The organism is Paenibacillus glucanolyticus (assembly GCF_037333485.1).
Taxonomy (GTDB): domain Bacteria; phylum Bacillota; class Bacilli; order Paenibacillales; family Paenibacillaceae; genus Paenibacillus_AQ; species Paenibacillus_AQ glucanolyticus.
On record NZ_CP147845.1, the window covers coordinates 1,864,502 to 1,886,167 of the forward strand.

16 protein-coding genes and 2 pseudogenes are annotated in these 21,666 nt (G+C 50.2%); 14 read left to right on the forward strand and 4 right to left on the reverse strand.

Going from position 1 to position 21,666, the window contains the following annotated elements:
- Positions 1 to 276 precede the first annotated feature (276 nt).
- The 10 genes and pseudogenes from WDY75_RS09075 (at position 277) to WDY75_RS09120 (ending at position 13,033) form a co-directional block, all read left to right on the forward strand.
- Entirely contained in the window at positions 277 to 1,236 is a 960-nt protein-coding gene (locus WDY75_RS09075) for an ABC transporter permease (RefSeq protein WP_006211928.1), read from the forward strand.
- A 20-nt stretch (positions 1,237 to 1,256) separates the two neighbouring features.
- Positions 1,257 to 2,141, forward strand: a complete 885-nt coding sequence (locus WDY75_RS09080; RefSeq protein ID WP_063480298.1) for a carbohydrate ABC transporter permease — start codon at positions 1,257 to 1,259, stop codon at positions 2,139 to 2,141.
- 49 nt (positions 2,142 to 2,190) lie between these two features.
- Entirely contained in the window at positions 2,191 to 3,810 is a 1,620-nt protein-coding gene (locus WDY75_RS09085; RefSeq protein ID WP_063480297.1) for an extracellular solute-binding protein, read from the forward strand.
- 32 nt (positions 3,811 to 3,842) lie between these two features.
- Positions 3,843 to 5,114 carry a Gfo/Idh/MocA family protein gene (locus tag WDY75_RS09090; protein WP_063480296.1) on the forward strand — a complete coding sequence of 424 codons (1,272 nt, stop codon included), beginning with the start codon at positions 3,843 to 3,845 and terminating at the stop codon, positions 5,112 to 5,114.
- 358 nt (positions 5,115 to 5,472) lie between these two features.
- Positions 5,473 to 6,377 (forward strand): annotated as a pseudogene (locus tag WDY75_RS09095) (helix-turn-helix transcriptional regulator).
- Positions 6,378 to 6,409: 32 nt separating this feature from the next.
- Positions 6,410 to 7,228: pseudogene (locus WDY75_RS09100) on the forward strand (NAD(P)H-binding protein).
- Between the two features lie 3 nt (positions 7,229 to 7,231).
- Positions 7,232 to 8,173: an ATP-binding cassette domain-containing protein gene (locus tag WDY75_RS09105; RefSeq protein WP_063480295.1), complete on the forward strand. Its 942-nt coding sequence runs from the start codon at positions 7,232 to 7,234 to the stop codon at positions 8,171 to 8,173.
- A complete protein-coding gene (locus WDY75_RS09110; RefSeq protein ID WP_063480294.1) occupies positions 8,170 to 9,006 on the forward strand; it encodes an ABC transporter permease in 837 nt (278 codons plus the stop codon). The genes WDY75_RS09105 and WDY75_RS09110 overlap by 4 nt, the downstream gene beginning before the upstream one ends.
- Positions 9,007 to 9,420: 414 nt before the next feature.
- Positions 9,421 to 11,196 carry an ABC transporter ATP-binding protein gene (locus tag WDY75_RS09115; protein WP_063480293.1) on the forward strand — a complete coding sequence of 592 codons (1,776 nt, stop codon included), beginning with the start codon at positions 9,421 to 9,423 and terminating at the stop codon, positions 11,194 to 11,196.
- The gene (locus WDY75_RS09120) at positions 11,180 to 13,033 is read left to right on the forward strand and encodes an ABC transporter ATP-binding protein (RefSeq protein ID WP_063480292.1); all 1,854 of its coding nucleotides are present in this window, start codon (positions 11,180 to 11,182) and stop codon (positions 13,031 to 13,033) included. The genes WDY75_RS09115 and WDY75_RS09120 overlap by 17 nt, the downstream gene beginning before the upstream one ends.
- Positions 13,034 to 13,415: 382 nt before the next feature.
- On the opposite strand, the gene WDY75_RS09125 is transcribed toward WDY75_RS09120, so the two are convergent.
- Entirely contained in the window at positions 13,416 to 14,303 is an 888-nt protein-coding gene (locus tag WDY75_RS09125) for a LysR family transcriptional regulator (protein WP_063480291.1), read from the reverse strand.
- 204 nt (positions 14,304 to 14,507) lie between these two features.
- Here WDY75_RS09125 and WDY75_RS09130 point away from each other — a divergent pair, with 204 nt between their 5' ends.
- Together WDY75_RS09130 and WDY75_RS09135 are read left to right on the forward strand one after the other, a co-directional pair.
- The gene (locus tag WDY75_RS09130; protein WP_006211916.1) at positions 14,508 to 15,101 is read left to right on the forward strand and encodes an ankyrin repeat domain-containing protein; all 594 of its coding nucleotides are present in this window, start codon (positions 14,508 to 14,510) and stop codon (positions 15,099 to 15,101) included.
- Positions 15,102 to 15,160: 59 nt separating this feature from the next.
- On the forward strand, positions 15,161 to 16,390 hold the full coding sequence (locus WDY75_RS09135; protein WP_063480532.1) for an amidohydrolase family protein: 1,230 nt from the start codon (positions 15,161 to 15,163) through the stop codon (positions 16,388 to 16,390).
- 107 nt (positions 16,391 to 16,497) lie between these two features.
- Here WDY75_RS09135 and WDY75_RS09140 read toward each other — a convergent pair whose 3' ends face one another.
- The 3 genes from WDY75_RS09140 to WDY75_RS09150 all read right to left on the reverse strand — a co-directional run bounded on the left by WDY75_RS09140 (position 16,498) and on the right by WDY75_RS09150 (position 18,846).
- A complete protein-coding gene (locus WDY75_RS09140; RefSeq protein WP_063480290.1) occupies positions 16,498 to 17,184 on the reverse strand; it encodes a G1 family glutamic endopeptidase in 687 nt (228 codons plus the stop codon).
- Between the two features lie 235 nt (positions 17,185 to 17,419).
- Positions 17,420 to 18,313: an RCC1 domain-containing protein gene (locus WDY75_RS09145; RefSeq protein ID WP_063480289.1), complete on the reverse strand. Its 894-nt coding sequence runs from the start codon at positions 18,311 to 18,313 to the stop codon at positions 17,420 to 17,422.
- Between the two features lie 47 nt (positions 18,314 to 18,360).
- The gene (locus tag WDY75_RS09150) at positions 18,361 to 18,846 is read right to left on the reverse strand and encodes a DUF1772 domain-containing protein (RefSeq protein ID WP_063480288.1); all 486 of its coding nucleotides are present in this window, start codon (positions 18,844 to 18,846) and stop codon (positions 18,361 to 18,363) included.
- 413 nt (positions 18,847 to 19,259) lie between these two features.
- On the opposite strand from WDY75_RS09150, the gene WDY75_RS09155 reads away from it, so the two are divergent.
- Positions 19,260 to 20,660: an ABC transporter substrate-binding protein gene (locus tag WDY75_RS09155; RefSeq protein WP_036643183.1), complete on the forward strand. Its 1,401-nt coding sequence runs from the start codon at positions 19,260 to 19,262 to the stop codon at positions 20,658 to 20,660.
- A 99-nt stretch (positions 20,661 to 20,759) separates the two neighbouring features.
- Positions 20,760 to 21,650 carry a carbohydrate ABC transporter permease gene (locus tag WDY75_RS09160; RefSeq protein ID WP_006211910.1) on the forward strand — a complete coding sequence of 297 codons (891 nt, stop codon included), beginning with the start codon at positions 20,760 to 20,762 and terminating at the stop codon, positions 21,648 to 21,650.
- Positions 21,651 to 21,666 lie beyond the last annotated feature (16 nt).

Here is a 21,666-nt window from a genome sequence, read left to right on the forward strand (position 1 = left end):
CCAATTTGTCTCCAAATAAAATCCAAAACAAAGAGCTTAATAATCCAAAATTTATACAGTTTATATGTTGCAACATCCGTTTATTCGGATTTTATTTATAGATCTATCCCACGTTAATATATATGACATATATTCGCCCGAATAACCGCATCCATCCATCGGTGGCCACAGGCGGTAGCTTCGCAGCATGGCTGATTACAGAAAGATAAGGGGGAATCCATCAACGATTATTACGCTACAAGAAATTGACTAATACATACCCGAGGTGACGCTAAATTGGCTAAAACAACCGTACAGCCCGCAGTACAAGCGGTAACCGAAACGAAACGCAGCCCCTTCAAGTGGAATCGCATCTTGCGGAATTGGCAGCTTTATATTCTGATTTCTCCGGTCATCGCCTATTACATCCTGTTCCAGTACGTTCCGATGTACGGTATCCAAATCGCCTTCAAGGATTTCATAGCAACGCAAGGGATTTGGGGCAGTCCATGGGTTGGATTCGAGCACTTTGACCGGTTCTTCAACAGCTATTATTTCTGGCGACTGATCAAAAACACGCTAGGCATCGGTTTATACAGCCTTGCCCTCGGTTTCCCGATCCCTATCATTCTGGCTTTGCTCATGAACGAGGTCCGGGCTGAACGATTCAAGAAATTCGTGCAGACAATTACGTACGCTCCCCATTTTCTGTCTACCGTGGTCGTAGTCGGAATGATGATGATTTTTCTGTCGCCCCGTTACGGTATCATCAATCATTTCATTGAAATGTTTGGCGGCCAGCCGATCAATTTCATGACAGAACCTTCCTGGTTCAAGTCGCTATACGTTCTGTCGGATGTATGGCAGACCATGGGCTGGAGCTCCATCATTTATTTGGCCGCCCTCGCCGGCATTGACAACCAGCTGCATGAAGCTGCGCGGGTTGATGGCGCCACGCGGCTGCAGCGCATATGGCATATTAACATCCCCGGCATCATGCCGACGATTATTATTCTTCTCATTCTGAACATGGGCAGCATCATGGGCATCGGTTTCGAGAAGGTGCTCCTGATGCAAAACAATCTGAATATGGAGAGCTCCGACATTATTGCCACCTATGTTTACCGAATGGGGATCCAGAATGCCGAGTACAGCTTCTCTGCAGCTATCGGTTTGTTCAACTCCATCATCAACTTTGTCTTGCTGGTTGTTGTGAACTTTATTTCGAGGCGTGTGAGCGAAACAAGTCTTTGGTAAAGAGGGGAGCTTAATGAACCATGCAAATTGAATCCAGAGGGGACCGAATTTTCAATATCATCAACTATACGATTCTGACCTTGGTCACCATCATCGTCATGTACCCGCTGGTGTTTGTGCTCAGCGCATCGTTCAGCGATCCACAGACGGTGCTCCGGGGCGAGATGCTGCTGTGGCCAAAGGGAGTCAACCTGAACTCTTACGTAAAAATATTTCAGAACAAGGATATTATCAGCGGTTTTACCAACACGCTGGTATACACGTCGCTCGGGACGCTCATTAACCTTACGATGACCATACTTGCGGCCTATCCGCTGTCCCGGAAGGATTTTGTAGGCCGGAATGCCATTATGGCCTTGCTTGTCTTTACCATGTTTTTCAGCGGTGGTCTGATTCCGACGTACTTGCTGATCAAGAACCTCGGCATGCTTAATACGCTGTGGGTCATGATTATCCCGAATGCGGTGTCCATCTGGAACATTATCATTATGCGGACCTTCTTCCAGCAGTCCATACCGGGCGAGCTGCAGGAGGCCGCGACCATCGATGGATGCTCGAACATCAAAATTCTGACCCGGATCATTCTGCCGCTGTCCATGCCGATTATCGCAGTAACCATTCTGTTCTATGCGGTCGGTCACTGGAATGCTTTTTTCAATGCGCTGCTGTATCTGTCGGACAAGGATAAATTTCCGCTGCAGCTCATTCTGCGCGAAATTTTGATTCAGGGGCAAACGAATGACATGGTCAAAATGTCAACCGAATCCGCGATCAAGCAGCAAAGAGAGGTGGAAGGGATCAAATACGCGGTGCTGGTCGTGGCCAATATTCCGGTGCTGGCGCTTTATCCGTTCCTGCAGCGGTATTTTGTCAAAGGCGTTATGATTGGGGCCATCAAAGGATAATTCCTTGAATGGATAATGAGGAAGGAACATGAAAAGGGGAGGATCAGGGATGAAGCTGAAGCAATGGGGAAGTCTTCTGTTAACTTGCATGTTGTCGGTATCGCTGGTGGTGGGCTGCAGCTCGAAGGGTTCGGGGGGAGCGTCAGAATCGGATTCGGCGGAAGGTGGAGCGAAGGTTAATGAGACGGGATTTCCAATTGTCAATGACAAGATCACGGTGACCGGTTTTGCCGGAAAGTTCTTTGCCAACGCCGACTGGAACAGCATCAAGCTCTGGCAGGAATATGAGAAAACGACGAATATCCAGGTAAAGTGGGACACGGTGCAAAAGGATAATTTGGCAGAGAAGCGCAACCTGCTGCTTGCCGGTGGTGATTACCCGGAAATGTTCTACGCCTCTGCCTTCCCGAGGGCTGACTTGCTGAAATACGGCAAGCAGGGTGCTTTTATCCCGCTGAATGATCTGATCGATCAATATGCCCCGAACTTCAAGGCGCTGATGGAGAAGTATCCGGTTATCGAGAAGGGAATCACGATGCCGGACGGCCATATTTATGGGCTGCCGACGCTGTATGATCCGGAATTCCGTTCCGTGCTGTACGGAACGCCATGGGTGAATTCGGAGTGGCTGACCAAGCTTGGGCTGGACGAACCGCAAACGCTGGATGATTTTTACGATATGTTAAAAGCATTCAAAGAGAAGGACCCGAACGGAAACGGCCAGAAGGATGAATATGCCTGGGGTGGAGTCAAGACCACTGGTATTGTGAATTATTTGCGCGGGTCGTTCGGTCTCAATTATAACGGAACCTCCAATATTAACGTGGATACCGATCCGGAGAGCGGTAAGGTTCGGTTCATCCCGTCTGATCCGCGTTACAAAGAACTGCTTCAGTATGTGAACAAGCTGTATAAGGATGGCCTGCTGGAGCAGGATATCATGTCCGTTCAAAGCACGGAGGTGGATGCAAAGGGAACGGAGGGGCTGCTGGGCGTAGTCGATAACGTGGATCCGGTCGCCATTTACAACCAGAAGGGCTATGTGGGGCTTCCGGTACTGAAGGGTCCGCACGGCGATCAGATGTTCAGTGCTACAGGCTCACCGCTGGGCAATATCGGAATGTTTGTCCTGACAGACAAAGCGAAGAGTCCGGAGGCGCTGGTCCGTTGGATGGATTATTTCTACAGCGATGAAGGGATCCGCATGTTCTTCATGGGCTGGAAAGACGAGACGTACACGGAGGATGCAGACGGCAATGTGGAATACGTGGACGATATTAAGAATAACCCGGACGGACTTAATCTGGACCAGGCGGTAGGGCAGTATCTGATTTGGCCTGGGGGATACTATCCAGGTTTTGTGGCGCAGAAGTATTTTAAAGGAGCGGAGGGCTTGCCGACATCTGTAGAGAACGCCAAAAAAGCGGAGCCCTATGTCATACCTCAAGACAAGGTTTGGCCGCCGTTTAACTTTACAGCCGATGAACAGTCCGAGCTTACCAGCATTCAGACCGACATTAATACGTACGTGGATGAGATGAGGGATAAATTCATTGCCGGCAATGAGTCTTTTGATAACTGGGACCAATATGTAGCTACCCTGCAAAAAATGGGATTGGACCGCTATCTGGCCATCTACCAGTCCGCGGCGGATCGATACACCGAGTGAACGAGTACCTAACATAAAAGGAGCGACACGATATGACACAAATCAAAGCCATATTGATCGGGGCAGGCGCGCGCGGCGCCGGGGGCTATGCACCCTATGCCCTCGATTACCCGCATGAGCTGACCTTCGTGGCAGTAGCCGAAGCTGATCCGGCACGGAGAACCCGTTTTGCCGAGAACTACGGAATTCCGCCTGAACGTTGTTACGAATCATGGGAGCCGCTGCTCGCCGAGCCGCAGCTTGCCGAAATTGCCGTCATCTGCACTCAGGACCGTATGCATTTTGGCCCGACGATGCAGGCGCTGGATAAACAGTACCATGTACTGTTGGAGAAGCCGATGTCTCCGGAACCGAAGGAATGTCTTATGATGGAGCAGGCGGCTGTTCGGAACAACAGGCTGCTGACCATATGCCATGTTCTGAGGTATACCCCTTTTTGGAGTGCCATCAAGCGCGTAATTCAGGAGGGAACGATCGGTGAGGTCGCTTCGATCCAACTGAATGAGAACGTAGGATATTGGCATATTGCGCACAGCTTTGTACGGGGAAACTGGAATAACTCCGATAAGGCCAGCCCGATGATTCTGGCTAAGTCCTGCCATGACATGGACGTGCTGTCCTGGTTGATGGACCGGCCGTGCACGCAGGTCACTTCTTTTGGCTCATTAATGCATTTTCGCGAGGAGCAGGCACCGGAAGGATCGGCTGACCGCTGCTTGGACTGCCAGGTGGAAGCCACCTGCCCATACTCGGCTCCGAGGTTTTATCTGAGCCAGGAGTATAAGGGCTGGGCCGGGCATTTTACCCAGGAGCTGACCAAGCCGAACATTATTCAGGGGCTTCGCGAAACGGACTATGGCCGCTGCGTGTACAGGAGCGACAACAATGTGGTCGACCATCAGGTCGTCAATATGGAATTTGAGGGCGGTGCCACCGCAATGTTCAGCATGTGCGGGTTTACGTATGAACAGGAGCGCAGAATCCAGATCATGGGGACACGAGGCGAGCTTCGGGGAGAGGAAGACAAAATTACGGTCTTTGATTTTCTGACAGGCCAGAAAACGGAGATAACGATCCCTTCGCAGTCCAGCGGCCATGGCGGTGGCGACAGCGGAATTGTGGCCAGTTTCCTGAACGAGGTCCGCAGCTATAACGGGCAGGAGAGTCTAACGTCGGCCAGTGCCTCCGTGAGGAGCCATCTCATTGCGTTCGCAGCCGAGAAATCGAGGCTGAATCAAGGCGAGTCCATTAATCTGAATGACTATGCACAGGAATTGATGGCAGAAGGAAATGCGGTGAAATAAGTTCATGTCCGTCATAGGGTCAACCGTCATCCAAGCATGCCTCCGACTCTGCACGGTACGTTGCGCAATAATTGAAATTATATTAAAAATACATCATATGAAAAATTCATAATAGATGAAATATAAAAGAAGAAGCCTTGATCTGACGATCTATGGCTTCTTCTTTTATTTGACCTGATCAATGGACAGGCTTACTTTATAATTCCCGATCGCGCCATGCAAGTCCCAAAAAGGGACTTGCATGCAGCAATAAAATATATTCAATGCCATTGAATCCTGACATACTAGATGTCAGGATTCATAATTTATCATTCAATCCAGAAGTCCAAAAAGTGTGCAAGCGCGAGGAGTGTTATCGATGAAACTTGACCGGTTGCTTGGCATTACGATGGAATTATTGACAAAAAAAAAGAGTGACGGCAACCGCGCTTGCTGCCCGGTATGAGGTCTCGGTTCGTACGATCTACCGCGATGTGGACCTCATTAACCAAGCCGGCATTCCGGTTGCTTCCTTTACGGGTGCGGATGGCGGGTTTGAATTAATGAGCGGTTTCTATCTGACGAGACAGCACTTCTCCGTTGATGACTTTTTGGCTATCTATAATCTCTTAAAGGGCATAGAAGGAACTGCTAAGGGAAAGTACACCACCATCATGAACAAACTCGGAACCCTGCAGCCTGCCTTGTTGAACGGAGGATGTCATGAACAAATCATATTTGACATGAGCACATCGGAGCGTGAGAGAACGTGGGTTCAATCGATACTGCATGCCATGGACCGATCCAACCTTATTAAATTTACTTACACCAGCGCATCCGGCAGCTGCTCCGAACGGCAGGTAGAGCCGCTCCATCTTTACTGGGAGCAGGGCGTGTGGTATTTGGAGGCTTACTGCTTGTTCAAACAAGCGAAGCGAATCTTCAGAGTATCGCGTATATCCGCTCTTGAAGCATCCAGCGAGACCTTCCTTCCACGTGAGAACCTGGAGGAAGGCCGGGAAGAGAAGAAGGCACCGGGGATTCAAGCGCATCTCCGCTTCGATTCATCCATTGGACCTCGTGTGACCGAGCAATTCCCGGAAGCTTTCATCTCCGTTGAGGGATATGTTGACGTCCACACTATCTTTTATACCACAGCTTATGCCATCTCGGTCATCCTTCAGTTATGGCTCGAAGGTGGAGATCCTATCGCCGCCCGAACTGAAGGATGACCTTCTGCAAGAGTTAGAGAACATACGAAATCGCTACGAAATCAAATCATGAACAGTAACCTATTTCCAAGGAGGATATTCAAAATGACTATTTTAGTGACAGGCGCTACGGGGACCGTGGGAAGGCACATTGTGAAACAACTTGTACAGCAGGGGAAGGAAGTTAGAGCGATATCGCGCAATCCACAACAAGCGAAATTACCGGCTGGCGTTCAGGTGCTTGCCGGAGATCTGAACGAGCCGGACAGCCTGGTGCCTGCCCTGCAAGGAGTCACTGCACTTCATGTGATCACATCGAGCGATGAGGCTTATGGAACCCTTCAGACCGATCCGCGGATCATTGAACTGGCAGAGCAGGCAGGCGTTAAACGGGTGACGGTACTGGTGGGTTTTGAAGAAGGGCCTGTTGAAGCAGCGCTTAGAGCGAGTGGAATGGAATGGACTTTGCTGAAGCCAGGCGAATTTATGGCGAATATCCTGGTGGATTGGAGGGAGTCGATTCGAACGGAGGAGGTTGTCCGGGAGCCGTTCGGTCATGCCTTGAGCGCTAGAATACATGAGGCCGACATCGCACGTGTTGCCGTAACGGCACTGGTTGAAGAAGGACACCATGGGCAGGAGTATTTTCTGACAGGGCCGGAAGCCCTCTCCCGTAGGGAAGCGGTTCGGATCATAAGCGAAGTGACCGGCAAAAATATTCGCTTTGAAGAGCTGACGGAGGAACAAGCGAGAGATCAATGGAGAGTGTAGGGCTACGATGAGGAATCGATAGAGTTTTTTGTGCAAATGGGGAAAAATCCGCCAGAGATCGGTTATACGGTATTGCCAACGGTGGAGCAGGTCACGGGGCGGCCGGCAGCCACGCTTGCAGATTGGGTCTCTGATCATAAGGAGGAGCTGTGAAACTTGCCATATGCCATTGAAGCCAGGAAGCTTCGCAAATCATATAACGGTATCGAGGTCGTTCAAGGCATTGATCTGCGATTGAAGCAAGGAGAGCTGCTGGCCTTGCTGGGCCCGAACGGTGCCGGAAAAACAACCACCATCCATATGCTATCAACGCTCCTGAAGCCGGATGCCGGTTCTGCGCAAGTTGCCGGATTTGATATCGTAAAAGATGCTCGAAACGTCCGGAAGAAGATTAGCCTGACAGGCCAGTTTGCAGCACTGGACGAAGGGTTGTCCGGACTTCAAAATCTAATGCTGATTTCAAGACTTTACGGGTATTCTGCGAAAACCGCCCGTTCCATAAGCGAGGAACTGATGGAATCCTTCGGGCTTGGTGAGGCGAAGGACCGCACAGTGCAGCAATATTCTGGAGGCATGCGGAGACGACTCGACATTGCGGCAAGTATCGTGACCAAGCCGGATGTTATTTTTCTGGATGAGCCGACGACGGGCCTTGACCCACAAAGTCGGATGCAGGTGTGGGACATTGTGAAGACGCTCTTGCAGCAGGGAACCACCGTGCTGTTGACAACACAATACCTGGAGGAGGCGGACCGAATGGCGGACCGGATCGCTGTCATTGATAAAGGCAGGATTATTGCGGAAGGGACTCCACAGCAGTTGAAGGCGTCCATCGGTGGCCGGACGTTGTCGATCACATTAACGGAGCAGGGAGATTGGCATAAGATCAGAGCTTTGCTGAACGATGAGCATGGGCTAAGGGTATGGCAGGGCGATCACCTGCGGTTATACAAGATTCCGGTGTTGGAAGCGAGCCTGGCCAATCAGGCCATTCATACATTGATGGAGAACGGGATTGCGATTGAAGATTTTTCCCTGAGCGAACCGAGTCTGGATGAGGTATTCCTGGCCTTGACCAGGAAAGGGGGGACTCCATGAGTTTAAGCCATCACACAAGTAATCCGGTCGGCAGCATGCTTCCTCCGCCCCACCCAGTCTCCGGCCCTCCCCATGCATTCACGGCTATCCGTATCTTCATGTGGAGAACTTGGCAGCATACGAAGAATAACGGATTTAGTCTTGTGATGGATGCGATTCTGTCACCGATTCTGCTGCTGCTCATATTTAATTATTTGTTTGGCGGAGCCATTGCCGGATCGACCGGGGTCTATATTCAATTCCTCTTGCCTGGCATCCTGATCTTAACGGTCGTTCCCATGACGGTTTACAGCGGAACTACGATCTGTTCGGATATTACCAAAGGGGTATACAACCGTTTTCGAACACTGCCCTTTTGGCAGCCAGCATCCGTCATCGGTTCGATCCTTACGGACGGTCTGCGTTATGCGGTGGGCGTTATCGTTGCCCTTGGAACGGGGCTTGCGCTGGGCTTCCGTCCGGAAGGCAGCTTGATCCAAGTGATGTGCGCTGTTGTCTTCATCCTGTTGTTTGCATTTAGCGTCAGCTGGATTTTTGCGATGATTGGCGTTATAGCTAAACGTCCAGAGACGGTTTCAGGGTCCAGCATGATTGCGATATACCCGCTATTGTTCGCCAGCAACATTCTGGTGGATACGGCGACGATGCCGGGATGGATCGGGATTCTCATTGAATTGAATCCGATCAGCATAGCAGCAGCCACCGTCAGGGGGCTGATGAGCGGCATAGCAAGCATGACGGAGATTATGGCCGGTATCGGTGTTAGTGTGCTGTTTATCGCTATTTTTGCCCCGACCACGTTGTATTTATATCAGACGAAAAACCAGCGTTAAGGACGCAAAAAAACCAGGTATGCATGTAATTGCAGCCTGGTTTTTGTCTATGTGAGGTTCCATCTCATTCTATTGCTTGCACCAGGGCGATGCATAGGCTTTCGTTGACCTATTCGGGTCGGGTGAAGTTGAAGTTAGCCCTTGGTTGAAATCCACATGATGCATCTAACAACTACTTAACTAATACGGTACGTTTGAGATTGAACTCTTAATGTTCCCGAATGGGATGTGATATGTGTTCTGTTTCATGAACTGGCATATGAAGGGTTTTATATATGTGGATGTGCGAATGAGGAAGGAGGACTGATTTTTTTCTAGAAACTATTAATATGGGAATTTCACAGCAACGTACGGAAGGGGGAACGAATGAGGCTTATAAAAAACCAACTATCGGACAGGAAGTGATATGGGACATTGGACTCTCATCGAATACTTGGAGACTTTTTCAGGAAGACGTGGCTTTTCTACGTATTGTCGATTTGCTGCCATTTGGTTGCTAATATCATTCATGTAAATTTCCCTAGAGTGCTGGGCAATTTCACGGATGAATTGAAGGATGGTTTATTGTCAGGTGACGGCATTGTGCAGTATAGCTGGACGCTGCTTGGCATTGGTGTTGGTTTTGCTGTTATTGGAGGTATAGGACAATATTTGGTCATGTATACGGGGCGTTACTTCGAATTTATGAACAGGCGCCGGCTGTTTGTCCACTTTACGGGACTCAGCGAACAATTCTATTCCAAGAACGGCGTTGGTAAGCTGCTTAGTTATTTTATGAATGACGTGACTACGGTGAGGGAAGCAATCTCCATGGGGGTTAACCAGACGGCGAATGCCTCCATCCTGCTGGTGTCCACGATTGCAATGCTGCTGATTACGAATGTCCCGCTATATCTGGTGGCCGCAAGCATGGTTCCTCTGCTACTGATACCGGTAATCGTGGTTTGGCTTGGGCCGATGATTCGAAGAAGATCGCTTCAGGTACAGGAAGCGCTTGGCGTGATGACGGAATCGGCTGAGGAGCAGTTCGGCGGGATGCGTGTCACCAAGAAATTCGCGGTAGAAGATACGATGAAGCAGCGGTTTGGGACCACAGTGGACAACATCCGCAATAAACAGCTGAGGCTGGTGCGCGTATCCTCCCTGTTTCAATCGATCATTCCGTTTCTCGGCGCCTCCTCACTCATTATTGCGCTCTCATTCGGCGGGTACTTGACGATTACGGGACGGATTACGGTCGGTAACTTTGTTGCATTGACGCTGTACATCCGCATGCTCATGAACCCGCTGCAGCAGATCGGCAATGTTATTAATGTTGTACAGCGAGCGAGGGCTTCGCTTGACCGGCTGAATGATCTGCTTGGCAAGCAGGCCGACATTAAGGAACTGCCAGGTGCCAAGGAGCTGGATTTGGAACATGCCGGAATCGAAGTGCGGGACTTATCCTTTTCTTACGATAGAGTAAACGGTCATGAAGATGGAGCGAGACAAGTGCTGCGGGGCATTCGATTGGAGGTTCCGCCCGGTGCGACATTAGGCATCATTGGGCGAACCGGCAGCGGGAAGACCACGCTGATGAAGCTGCTGCTGCGTACCTATGACCCGCCTCCTGGCACAGTGCAGATTGGGGGCGAGGATATTCGAAAGCTTACATTAAAGAGCCTGCGCGAAGGAATCGCCTATGTGCCACAGGATGGCTTCCTGTTCAGCTCGACCATTCGGGAGAACATTGCTTTCTATAAACGGGATACCGAGCCGACCGTTGTTGAGGAAGCAGCACACAAAGCCCGGGTATATGACAATATTGCTGAATTTCCTGACAAGTTCGAGACCCGTCTCGGTGAGCGGGGCATTACGCTTTCCGGGGGACAGCGGCAGCGGACAAGTCTTGCACGGGGGATTATCAAGAATGCGCCCATACTCATTCTGGACGATAGTGTGAGCGCCGTGGATGCGGTGACCGAGACAGAGATCATGGAGACGATTCGTGATATCCGCGAAGGCAAGACCACAATTATTATCGCCCACCGAATCAGTGCACTGAAGTTTGCCGATGAGATCATCGTCCTGGATCAAGGAGAGATTGTTCAGCGCGGTACACATGAAACCTTGCTGTCTGAGGACGGATTGTACCGGACGCTGCACGATATTCAGGAGGAGGGGATGAGACATCATGGCACAGGCCATTAACAATTGGCAGATGGATCAGAAGGCTGATCTGAATGCACCTCAGGCCAAGCCCAAGTATATATCCACATTCCGTGCTTTATCGGGTTATATGAAGGAACACCGGCTAACCTTTGCGGGATTTATCGGCTGCACCTTGATTGCCATATCGGCCGAGCTGCTGCAGCCGTATCTGATGAAAATCGCGATCGATGATAATCTGATGGTCGGAAAAAACGATTATCATGGCCTGATGATCATATGCGGCATTTATTTTTCGTTGTCGCTGCTAAGCATGTTGTTCACCTATCTGCAAAATAATTTGCTGCAAAAGGCAGGGCAGAGTATAGTGGCAAGCATTCGCAAACGGCTGTTTGCGCATATATCCAAGCTGTCGATGTCTTATTTTGATAAGGTGCCTAGCGGAAGTCTGATCACGCATGTATCCAGTGATACGGAAGCGATCAACCAGTTTTTTAACCAGGTGCTGCTCAGCCTGTTTCGGGACGGGTTTACCCTGGTCTTCATTCTGGTGATGATGTTCCAGCTGGATGTTACATTGACCCTGTACTGTCTGATCCTGCTGCCGATCATTGCGGGGATCGCGATAGCATTCCGGCGGTACATGCGCCATACCTATCAGATGGCCAGAACCCGTTTGTCCCGGCTGGTGGCTTTTGTAGCGGAGAACCTGTCGGGCATGAATCTGATTCAAGTGTTTCATCAGCAGAAGGAGCAGGAGAAGCAGTTCGAGGAGCGGAACAACTCGTATTTCAAGGCTAACATCCGGGAAATCCGGACAAATGTGCTGTTCAACCGATCCTATGAGATTTTGAACAATTTGGCAATCGCATTTGTGACATGGCTGGGCGGACAAGCTGTGCTTGGGACAACGATTGAGTTCGGCGTACTCTATGCATTTATTACGTATATCCGTTTATTCTTTCAGCCGATTAATACGATTACCCAGCAGTGGAATACGCTGCAGTCGGCGACGGTGGCGATCAACCGGGTATGGGGCCTCCTGGCGATTCAACCGGAAGTTACGGATAAACCCAAGCCGGCGAAGATTGACAAGGCCGAGATTCAGGGACGCATCGATTTTAACCGAATTACGTTCGGATACGAAGGCGGGGCTCCAGTCATCCAGGATCTCGATCTTCATGTCAAGCCGGGAGAAATGATCGGAATCGTCGGGACCACCGGAGCGGGCAAAAGCTCGCTGATTAGCCTGCTGTGCCGTTTCTATGATGTAAATGAAGGAAGTATTCTGATTGATGGACTTGACATAAGAGAGCTCGCTCAATCGGATTTGCACCGGATTGTAGGCCTTGTACAGCAGGAGCCTTATCTCTATTCCGGTACGGTGCTGGACAATGTACGGCTGTTCGATGAGACCATTTCAAGGGAAAGCGTGATCGAGGCCTGCCGCTTTATCGGTGCGGACTCAATTATCATGCGGATGAAGGAAGGCTATGACACCCGGTTGTCTGAGCGTGGCAGCGGACTGTCCGCGGGAGAGCGCCAACTGATCTCCTTCGCCAGAATCATCGTGTTCCAGGCAAAGATTCTCATCCTGGACGAAGCCACGGCTAATTTGGATTCGCACACGGAGCAGCTGATTCAGAACGCGCTGTATCTCGTTGCCGAGGGGCGGACGACCCTTGTGATTGCTCACCGCCTATCCACCATCATGGGGGCGGACCGGATTCTGGTCATGAGCAGGGGCCGGATTGTGGAGCAGGGCACCCATCAGGAGCTGCTCGATGCCCATGGATATTACGAAGAATTATATCTTCATTCCCAGGGCCAGAAGCAGGAGCGGGAGGACGTTGCCGGAACATGGCATCGAACGAGGTAACCGTGATGGAACGAAAATAAGCTGTTTATCGAAGAGGCTGTCCCAAAAGGAGTTAAATACGAGCAAGGGATAATCAATTCACCAACAGCAAAACAGAGGTGAAAACAAGTCTGGAGAATGTCTTTCATGCACTCGGAACGAACGATTTCTTTTTGTGTTTTTTTATATGAAGACGCACGAAAGCAGCGGAGAGAACGAAGCCATTTCCGGAAAAGCGGTAGCGATCGCCTTTGTCCCCGATATATCTTCCTTTAAGATGAATTCAGGATAATTGGGGGCAACAGCGATTGGAGGAATGCTTCGTTCCGCAGCGTCCTTATAACAGACAAAGGGGCTGCCCTCAGGTCAAGTGACTTTTGGGCAGCCTCTTTTTTGCTGAAACTTACATATGTCTCGCTTTGGCGGCAGTCAGCAAATCGATAAAGTTCAGGGCCATTCTGGAAATGTGATAATCCTTCAGCCAGATTAGGGCGGTAGAAGCGGTAGCCGGGGTACCTGTGATTCTAAAGGCGTGAATGTGATCTGGCAAGTGCCGTTTAACCAGCGTCTCCGGTACGATCGCAACTCCAAAATCGGAGGCCACTAAACGCAGCAACAGGGAAATATCCGAGCATTCGGCGACAACGTTGGGCTGCAGGTTCTGCTCGGAGAAAGCCATCTGAATCGTATAATACACGCCTAATCCTTCGGTGCTGGGCAGAATAAGGGGATACTGCACGATTTGGGAGAGGGGCATTTCCTGTTCCAGGGATGTCTGCTGATCGGAGGCGAGTAAATAAAAGGGCTCCGTATGCAAATGAAGCACCGAGAAATCATCCAGTTCCAGCGGGAGGCGGACGATGGCTAATTCAAGTGCCCTGTTTCGAACAAGCTCACAGAGTTGATACGACTCATTTTGCTGGATTTTATACGAGACTTGGGGAAACTTTGCTCTGAATTCATGGAGCCAAGCAGGCAATTCTACCGAAGACAGGGTATTAATGCCAAGACGGAGCGTTCCCTTATCTCCGTTACCGACCTCTTGAACCTCGGCTTTGGCCTCCTCCATGAGCTGGGTCATCTGCAGAGCATACTTGTACAGAGCTTTACCGGATTCCGTGATTTCAAGCCGCTTTCCCCGGCGGTATACCAAGATTGATCCGAGTTCTTCCTCCATCGCTTTCAGCTGCTGACTGAGAGGAGGCTGTGAGATATGCAGTCGATTGGCGGCGTGCGAGATGGTTCCTTCTTCCACAATGGCGATAAAATACCGGAGCTGTCGTATATCCATATAAACAAGCAAACCTCCTTGTATATGAAAAACCTTTGGAAAATCAATTTTTTATGTATTTTTCATATGTTTCAGTCTCATGTTAGCATACGAATATACACGATAGAAAGAGGGGCGGTTCAAGTGTTTCGTTTAACTTCGATTTTACTGATACTTTTCCTGTCGGCCTGTCAACCCCATTCCGATAAAAAAGAGGTGCAGAATATGGATCGTCAACTCATCGAATACGCTGAGCAAGGGAATACGGAGCAAGTGAAACGACTGCTTCAATCTGGAGCAAATATCAATGCGACGAACGAGGAAGGAAGAACGGCGGTCCTGGCAGCAACCTACCATAATCAAGTGGAGACGGTAGAAATCCTGATTCAGGCAGGCGCAGATATTAACATTCGCGATCATAATCGTAATAATGTATTCCTGTATGCCGGTGCGGAAGGGCTGCGCGATATTCTGAAGTTAGCAATCGATGCAGGCGCAGACGTGACAATAACCAATCGTTATGGCGGTACGGCTCTCATCCCTGCCGCGGATCGCGGGCATGTGGAGATTGTGCGGGAGCTGCTGACCCGGACGGATGTCGATATCGATCATATCAATAATCTGAACTGGACCGCGCTGCTTGAAGCGATCATTCTCGGTGACGGCGGTGAGAACCATCAGCAAATCGTGCAGCTGTTATTGGATCATGGTGCGGACGTTCATCTTGCCGACGGAGAAGGTGTAACTCCGCTGCAGCATGCGCAGGAGCGTGGATATCTGGAAATCGAACGTATTTTGTTGAATGCCATTAATGGGTAGCATGATCATATAAACAACGAAAGACAGTTACAAAGCAAATGCGGGAAGGGATGATCATGATGAATGAACAGAGTACCTCATATTGGCTGCTCCATGTCCGACTGGAAACGGGTTACCGCTACAAGGATGGGATCGTGACCGGAACGGAGACGGGATTATTTCATATGAAAATAGAGAATGGGGCATTCTCCGAGATTCGTCCTGCGGATGCTGTGCCTGAAACGGCATTGCCTGTGCGGGATGTAAAGGGTGGGCTAATGCTCCCGTCATTTCGAGATATGCATATCCATCTGGACAAAACTTATTATGGAGGCCCCTGGAAGGCACCGACCCGTCCCGCAAACGGCGTCTTTAGCCGGATTGAGGAGGAGCAGAGGCTGCTCCCCGAACTTCTTCCTACGGCCAAGGAAAGGGCGGAGGGGCTGCTGGATCTGTTAATAGGCTACGGATCGACACATATTCGTTCCCATTGCAACGTCGATCCCGTGGTTGGATTGCGAAATCTGGAGGCAACGCTGCAGGCTGTGGATGGCTACCGGGAGAAAGCCTTTGTGGAGATTGTAGCGTTCCCTCAGCATGGCCTGCTCCGCAGCCAGTCCGTATCACTGGTCAGGGAAGCGCTCCGGAATGGGGCAGCCCTCGTAGGCGGACTGGATCCCGCAACGGTGGACGATGATATGGAAAAATCATTGAATGCCATGATGGAACTGGCGGTTGAGGCGAATGCCGGCATTGATATGCATTTGCATGAGCCGTCCCATATCGGGCTGAATACCTTTAAAGTATTGGCCGATCTTGTGGAAGATGCAGGCTGGAACGGGAGGGTCACGCTCAGTCATGCCCTTGCATTGGCAGATGTCTCATCAAGCGAAGTGGATGAAGTGGCGGCTCGGCTGGCGAACCTGGGGATTTCCATCACCTCTTCAGTACCACTCGGCCGAACCATTCCGATTCCTCAGCTGCACCGCCAAGGTGTAGGCGTTTCGCTTGGACAAGACAGTATTATGGATCACTGGTCCCCATTCGGCAAGGGAGACAATCTGGATAAGGCGGGCACGCTGGCCGAACGGTTCCATCTGATGGATGAGCGTTCGCTCGGACAGACACTTGGCTTCATTACGGGAGGGGTTACTCCGTTAGACCGGGACGGGCAGTATGCATGGCCGAAAGTCGGGGATGCTGCCCATGCGGTCATTGTAGAAGCCAGCTGCTCTGCAGAGGCGGTTGCCAGAAGATCGCAACGGCGGGCCGTATTGTATAAGGGAATACCGGTTCACGGAACATTATAAAAAGACAGCCGCTGCACCCCGGAAATCAGAGGGGATGCAGCGGCTGTTTTTAGAGCTTCTTATAAGACGAGAGGATTTTCCCTGACGCTTCGGTAAGGTCCGTTTCTTTATGAATGATCGCTTTTGACAACAAACCGGTCTCCAGCCCTGTTCGGGTTAGAAGGTATGGAGGTAATCTTCAAATCTTGAATCATAATGCCTCCATCCACTGAAATAAGTCGAGGACTTCTGCCGTTGGCCCGGCAGCAGGAGAAGATAACAGGAGATAGTCGTGCCATCTGGGCGAGTTCTCCATTCACTTGCGGAGCCTCAACGATCCATTCGGCAGAAGTCTGCGGACCGGTGTAGCGCTGCGACGTTCGAAAGGTCCAGTTGCGGGTTGAGTTGCGAAGGCAGATCAGCCAGATTGATCCGCTGCGCTTGATGATGGTGGCATGCATGCGGTCCCCCGGCTGGACAGGCAATGGAATGAGCGTAACCGAGGCCGGTAGAATCTCCCACCAAGCATAATAATAAGCCTTGCCGTCTATGAAATCATGACCGGTTCCGGTCTGAATCAGACTGTTGTTGCCATACCCGTCGATGCCGATCCATGCGGAGGAATAAGAAGCCCCCTGGCTTGGACGAAGAAACGGCACATTCCATTTGGCGGATACCCGCTTGAAGGTCCCCTTTTTTCCTGTAATGCTGTACCCGCTCCAATTACTTGACACCCATCCGATGTTACGATGCGGTTTGGCTGAAGTTTCAAGCTTGCATGTATGATTCCACTTATCAATCTTGAGAATCCCCATATCTCCACCGCCTTTACTAGATTGATAGTATATCTAATGAAGATTCGGTAGTGAAGGTATGGGTTTTCCGTTAGAAAGTTTGGACACACCTAGATCAGAGGAAACCACCCATGCCGAGGACAAAGGACAGCAGGCAAAAGTATCTCAGAGCAAACATTTGAATATTAATGCAAACAAATAAACCATGCGAGGGAAATCGGCGCATGGCTTATTGTATGTATTATTAATATTGAAACTAATTGCCGGGCAGTAGGATGCCATGCCAGCTGCTTACATCGCATTGGCCATATTTATTATCCCCCACGGCCACCACCGTGCCATCCGATTTAAGGCCAAGAGTATGCGCGCAGCCCGCTGCTACCGCCACTATATCACGCCAGCCGCTTACATCGCATTGGCCATGCTCATTCTTGCCTGCAGCCGCACACCTTCCGTCCGATTGAAGGCCAACGGTATGATAACTACCGGCCGCTATTGCCACCATACCGCGCCAGCCGCTTACATCGCATGCGTCAAACTTATTCAAGCCCACAGCGACCACCGTGCCGTCCGATTGAAGGCCAACGGTATGAAGGTAACCCGCTGCTATAGCCACGATGTTGCGCCAGTCGCTTACATTGCATTGGCTATATCGATTATTACCCGCAGCCACCACGGTGCCGTTCGATGTAAGCCCGATGGTATGCCAGTCACCTGCCGCAACCGCCACGATGTTGTGCCAGTCGCCTACATTGCATTGTCCTTCATTATTTCGACCTGCAGCGACCACCGTGCCGTCTGATGTAAGCCCGACGGTCCGACGCCAACCCGCTGCAACCGCCACTATATTTCGCCAGTCGTTTACATTGCATTGGTCATGTTTATTCCAACCCACAGCCGTCACTGTACCGTCAGATGTAAGACCAATGGTATGGGCATTACCCGTGTTGGTCGCCATATGAACATTACCAGCCGCAACCGCCACCATATCGCGCCAGCCACTTACATCACATTGGCCATATTTATTATCACCCACAGCAGTCACTGTGCCGTCTGATTGAAGACCAACGGTATGACGAGGGCCCGCCGCTATGGCATGATGTTTGGGAGATGCCCATTCCTTACAGAACCCGAGATTAGCCTGTTCCATTATGTTCTCCCTCCTTGTTTTTTTCTTTCCACTTGGATCATACAACATTAGCTTAAGCTGCGTAACGCCAAAACAAACATGACCAGCGCCCCGAGGGAAGTCACGGTTCTTACATGGTTCCACGGCGTCCAGCTTCGGAGATAGGTGTTCCACACCTCTGTACCGGTGCTGCTTCCGGGGTCAACGGCAGCTAACGCATCATTTAGCGGGACGTTGAATGCTATCGTTACGATAAATCCCGCCAAATACAGCAGGCTGGCCCCAAGCAGGTGCAACGAGCCGGGTTCCCCCCAGTGTATGATTGACACGATGGCAAGCGCAATGCTGGTGAGCGCCGTTCCCATAAATAATGTGCTGAATGTGGGATTTAGAATGGATACATTGATGGATTGCATCGCGTTGATCCCCTGTTCATTGGGAATTCGGGACAACGCGGTCATCATGAAGGAAGAGAACGCGAAGAACAGCCCGGCGATCAGCCCTGAGCCTACTACTGAGAATAAAGTCAGCAGGAAAATAAAACGGTCACTCATAGAATGGAAACCTCCAGTTTTATAAGGGGATTTTTTCGGCATCAATTCGATGACGAAGAATACGGTGAATTTATGATATATATTATATTGTTTGTACATACAAATATAATGGGATTTCCATCCAAAGTAAAGACCCAAATGCGAAATGGCTTATCATAAAGGTCATTAAATTAATATTTTCTATATATGGTAAATATAAGAATATTTATTCGTGAATGCTCATATGATGGATAAGGAAAAAAAACGCATAAAGAACGGTAAAGGCCGCTTGCACCAAGCGGTCTCTTTGTCATGAAAAAAAGTTCAGAATATCCTCACTATTTTGAAAATAGAGATGAATATACGCTTTCGTAAGCGTATACAAAATTTGGATAGTAAATCGATTTTTGCTGCAGCCAAAAGGAGGGATACGTATGAAGTCAGGCAAGAGGGGATTTTGGCTAGTCACGACAGCGGTATTGAGTGTTTCTTTGTTATTCGGTTGCACCGGTGGCAAGGGAACGCCGAGTGAAGCCGGCAATCCGGAGCCAGGAAAGGGTGGAGAGACAGCCAAGAAAACCATTACCGTTACGTTTCGGGATGACGGGATCGGCGAGAACGGAGCGTTCTATAAATGGCTCAAGGAAGTATCGGCAAGTTACCCTGACAAGAGCGTAGAGATCAAGCCGACACCGATTCAGGCATCGGAAGGCGATTATTTTGCCAAGGTAGCGTTGGCACTGAAGTCTAAAGATACGGCGCCGGATATCGTGACAGAGGATACCTTTATCTTGAACTCCGATGCGAGCGCGGGCTATCTGGAACCGCTTGACGAGAAATTGGCGGCATGGGAGGACTGGGGCAACGGTTCTTTTATTGAAGCGATGAAGAAGGGAGTTACCGCCAGCGATGGCAAGGTATACGGAGTGCCGTACAATACGGATTCCAGGGGACTCTGGTATAACAAGGACATTTTTAAACAAGCGGGTCTTCCCGAGGACTGGCAGCCGAAGACTTGGGAGGACGTCTTAAGTGCCGCGCGAACCATCAAGGAGAAAACGCCTGATGTGGTGCCAATTTGGATGAATATGGGCAAGGCAACAGGCGAAGCCACTTCCATGCAAACCTATGAAATGCTCCTCTACGGTACAGGTGAAAGACTGTATGACGATGCTGGCAGCAAATGGATTACCAAAAGCCAGGGCATTCTCGATGCGCTGACCTTTGTGGAGACGGTCAATAAAGAGAAGCTTGGACCGCCACTGTCCAAAGTATTGAATGGTCAGGCAGGCAATACAGCTTCCCGTGAATACTTGCCGCAAGGCAAGCTGGCGATTTCCCTTGACGGCTCATGGATCACAGGCAACTATATGGAATCCGGCGCAGCCCCATGGCCTGAATACAAGGATGTGTTAGGCTTCGCGCCAATGCCGACCAGCCAAGGGCAGGACCCTGGCTCGATCACGCTGGCCGGAGGATGGGCATTATCGATTCCAAGCCATTCGAAGAATATAGACGAGGCTTGGGCCTTCATCCAATATGCACTGAATAAGGAAAACACCCAGAAGCTCGTGATGGCGTCCGGTAATATCACGGTACGTGCCGATGTAGCCAAGGATCCGGAATATACAAAAATGCCATTTAACGAAATTGCGACGGAGTACCTCAAGAACGCAGAGTTCAGACCAGCACAAGAGAAATATCCGGAAGTGTCAACACAGATTCAGACGATGGTGGAGTCGGTGGCAACGGGAACCTCGCCTGCGGACGCAATGAATAAATATGCGCAGGATGTCACCCGCATTGTCGGGGCGGATCATGTGGTGGAGAAATAGTTCGATATAGCCACGCAATGCTTGCTCAAGTCCTCCCTTATTACACGGAGGCTTGGGCAAGCGGTTTTTCAGATGATCAGCATGGAAGGAGAACTATACATGAGCAGTCTGTCCGTGGATGTTTACCCTAAACGAAAAAAATCGTATACCTGGCTCTTCTTTTTGCTTCCTTCAATCGCGATTATGCTCGTGTTTTTTGTATATCCGATCCTGCTAACGTTCTTCTATTCCTTCACGAATTTGGCGTTAACAGGCGAAGCGGCGAGGGAGCTTAAATTTATCGGCTTCGATAACTATGCCCGGATGTTCCAAGATCCTACGGTCAGGATCAGTATCTGGAATACGCTTATTTTCCTTATCGGATCGGCGGTCATCGGGCAGCAGGTGCTGGGATTTCTCATCGCACTCCTGATGAAGCAGAGGAATAAAACCTTTCGGCGGGTGATCGGAACGATTGTGCTGGCCGGCTGGGTAACGCCTGAAATTGTATGTGCCCTGTGCTTGTACAGCTTCTTCGGAGATGAAGGCACGCTGAATGCAATCATTACCTTTTTCGGATTTTCGGAGGTGACCTGGTTATTTACGGTTCCGATGCTAACCATCATTCTTGCGAACATTTGGCATGGCACCGCCTTCTCCATGCTGGTGTTCCAAGCTGCATTGGATGATGTGCCCAACGAGATCGAGGAGGCGGCGGTGGTGGACGGTGCGTCCAAGTGGAAGATCTTCACGCGCATTATTGTCCCTTATATTAAAGGAACCATTACAACCAATATGATGCTGGTTACATTACAGACGCTGGGCGTATTTGGGCTCATCTACGCGATGACCGGCGGCGGTCCGGGGAATTCGACCACAACGCTGCCCATCTTCATGTACAATCAGGCGTTTGTGAACTATCAGTTAGGTTATGGAACCGCGATATCCTTGCTGCTGCTGCTGATCGGAATTGTGTTAAGTCTGCTGTATATCAGGTCGATGAAAGAGTAACCAGAGGTGAGATCAT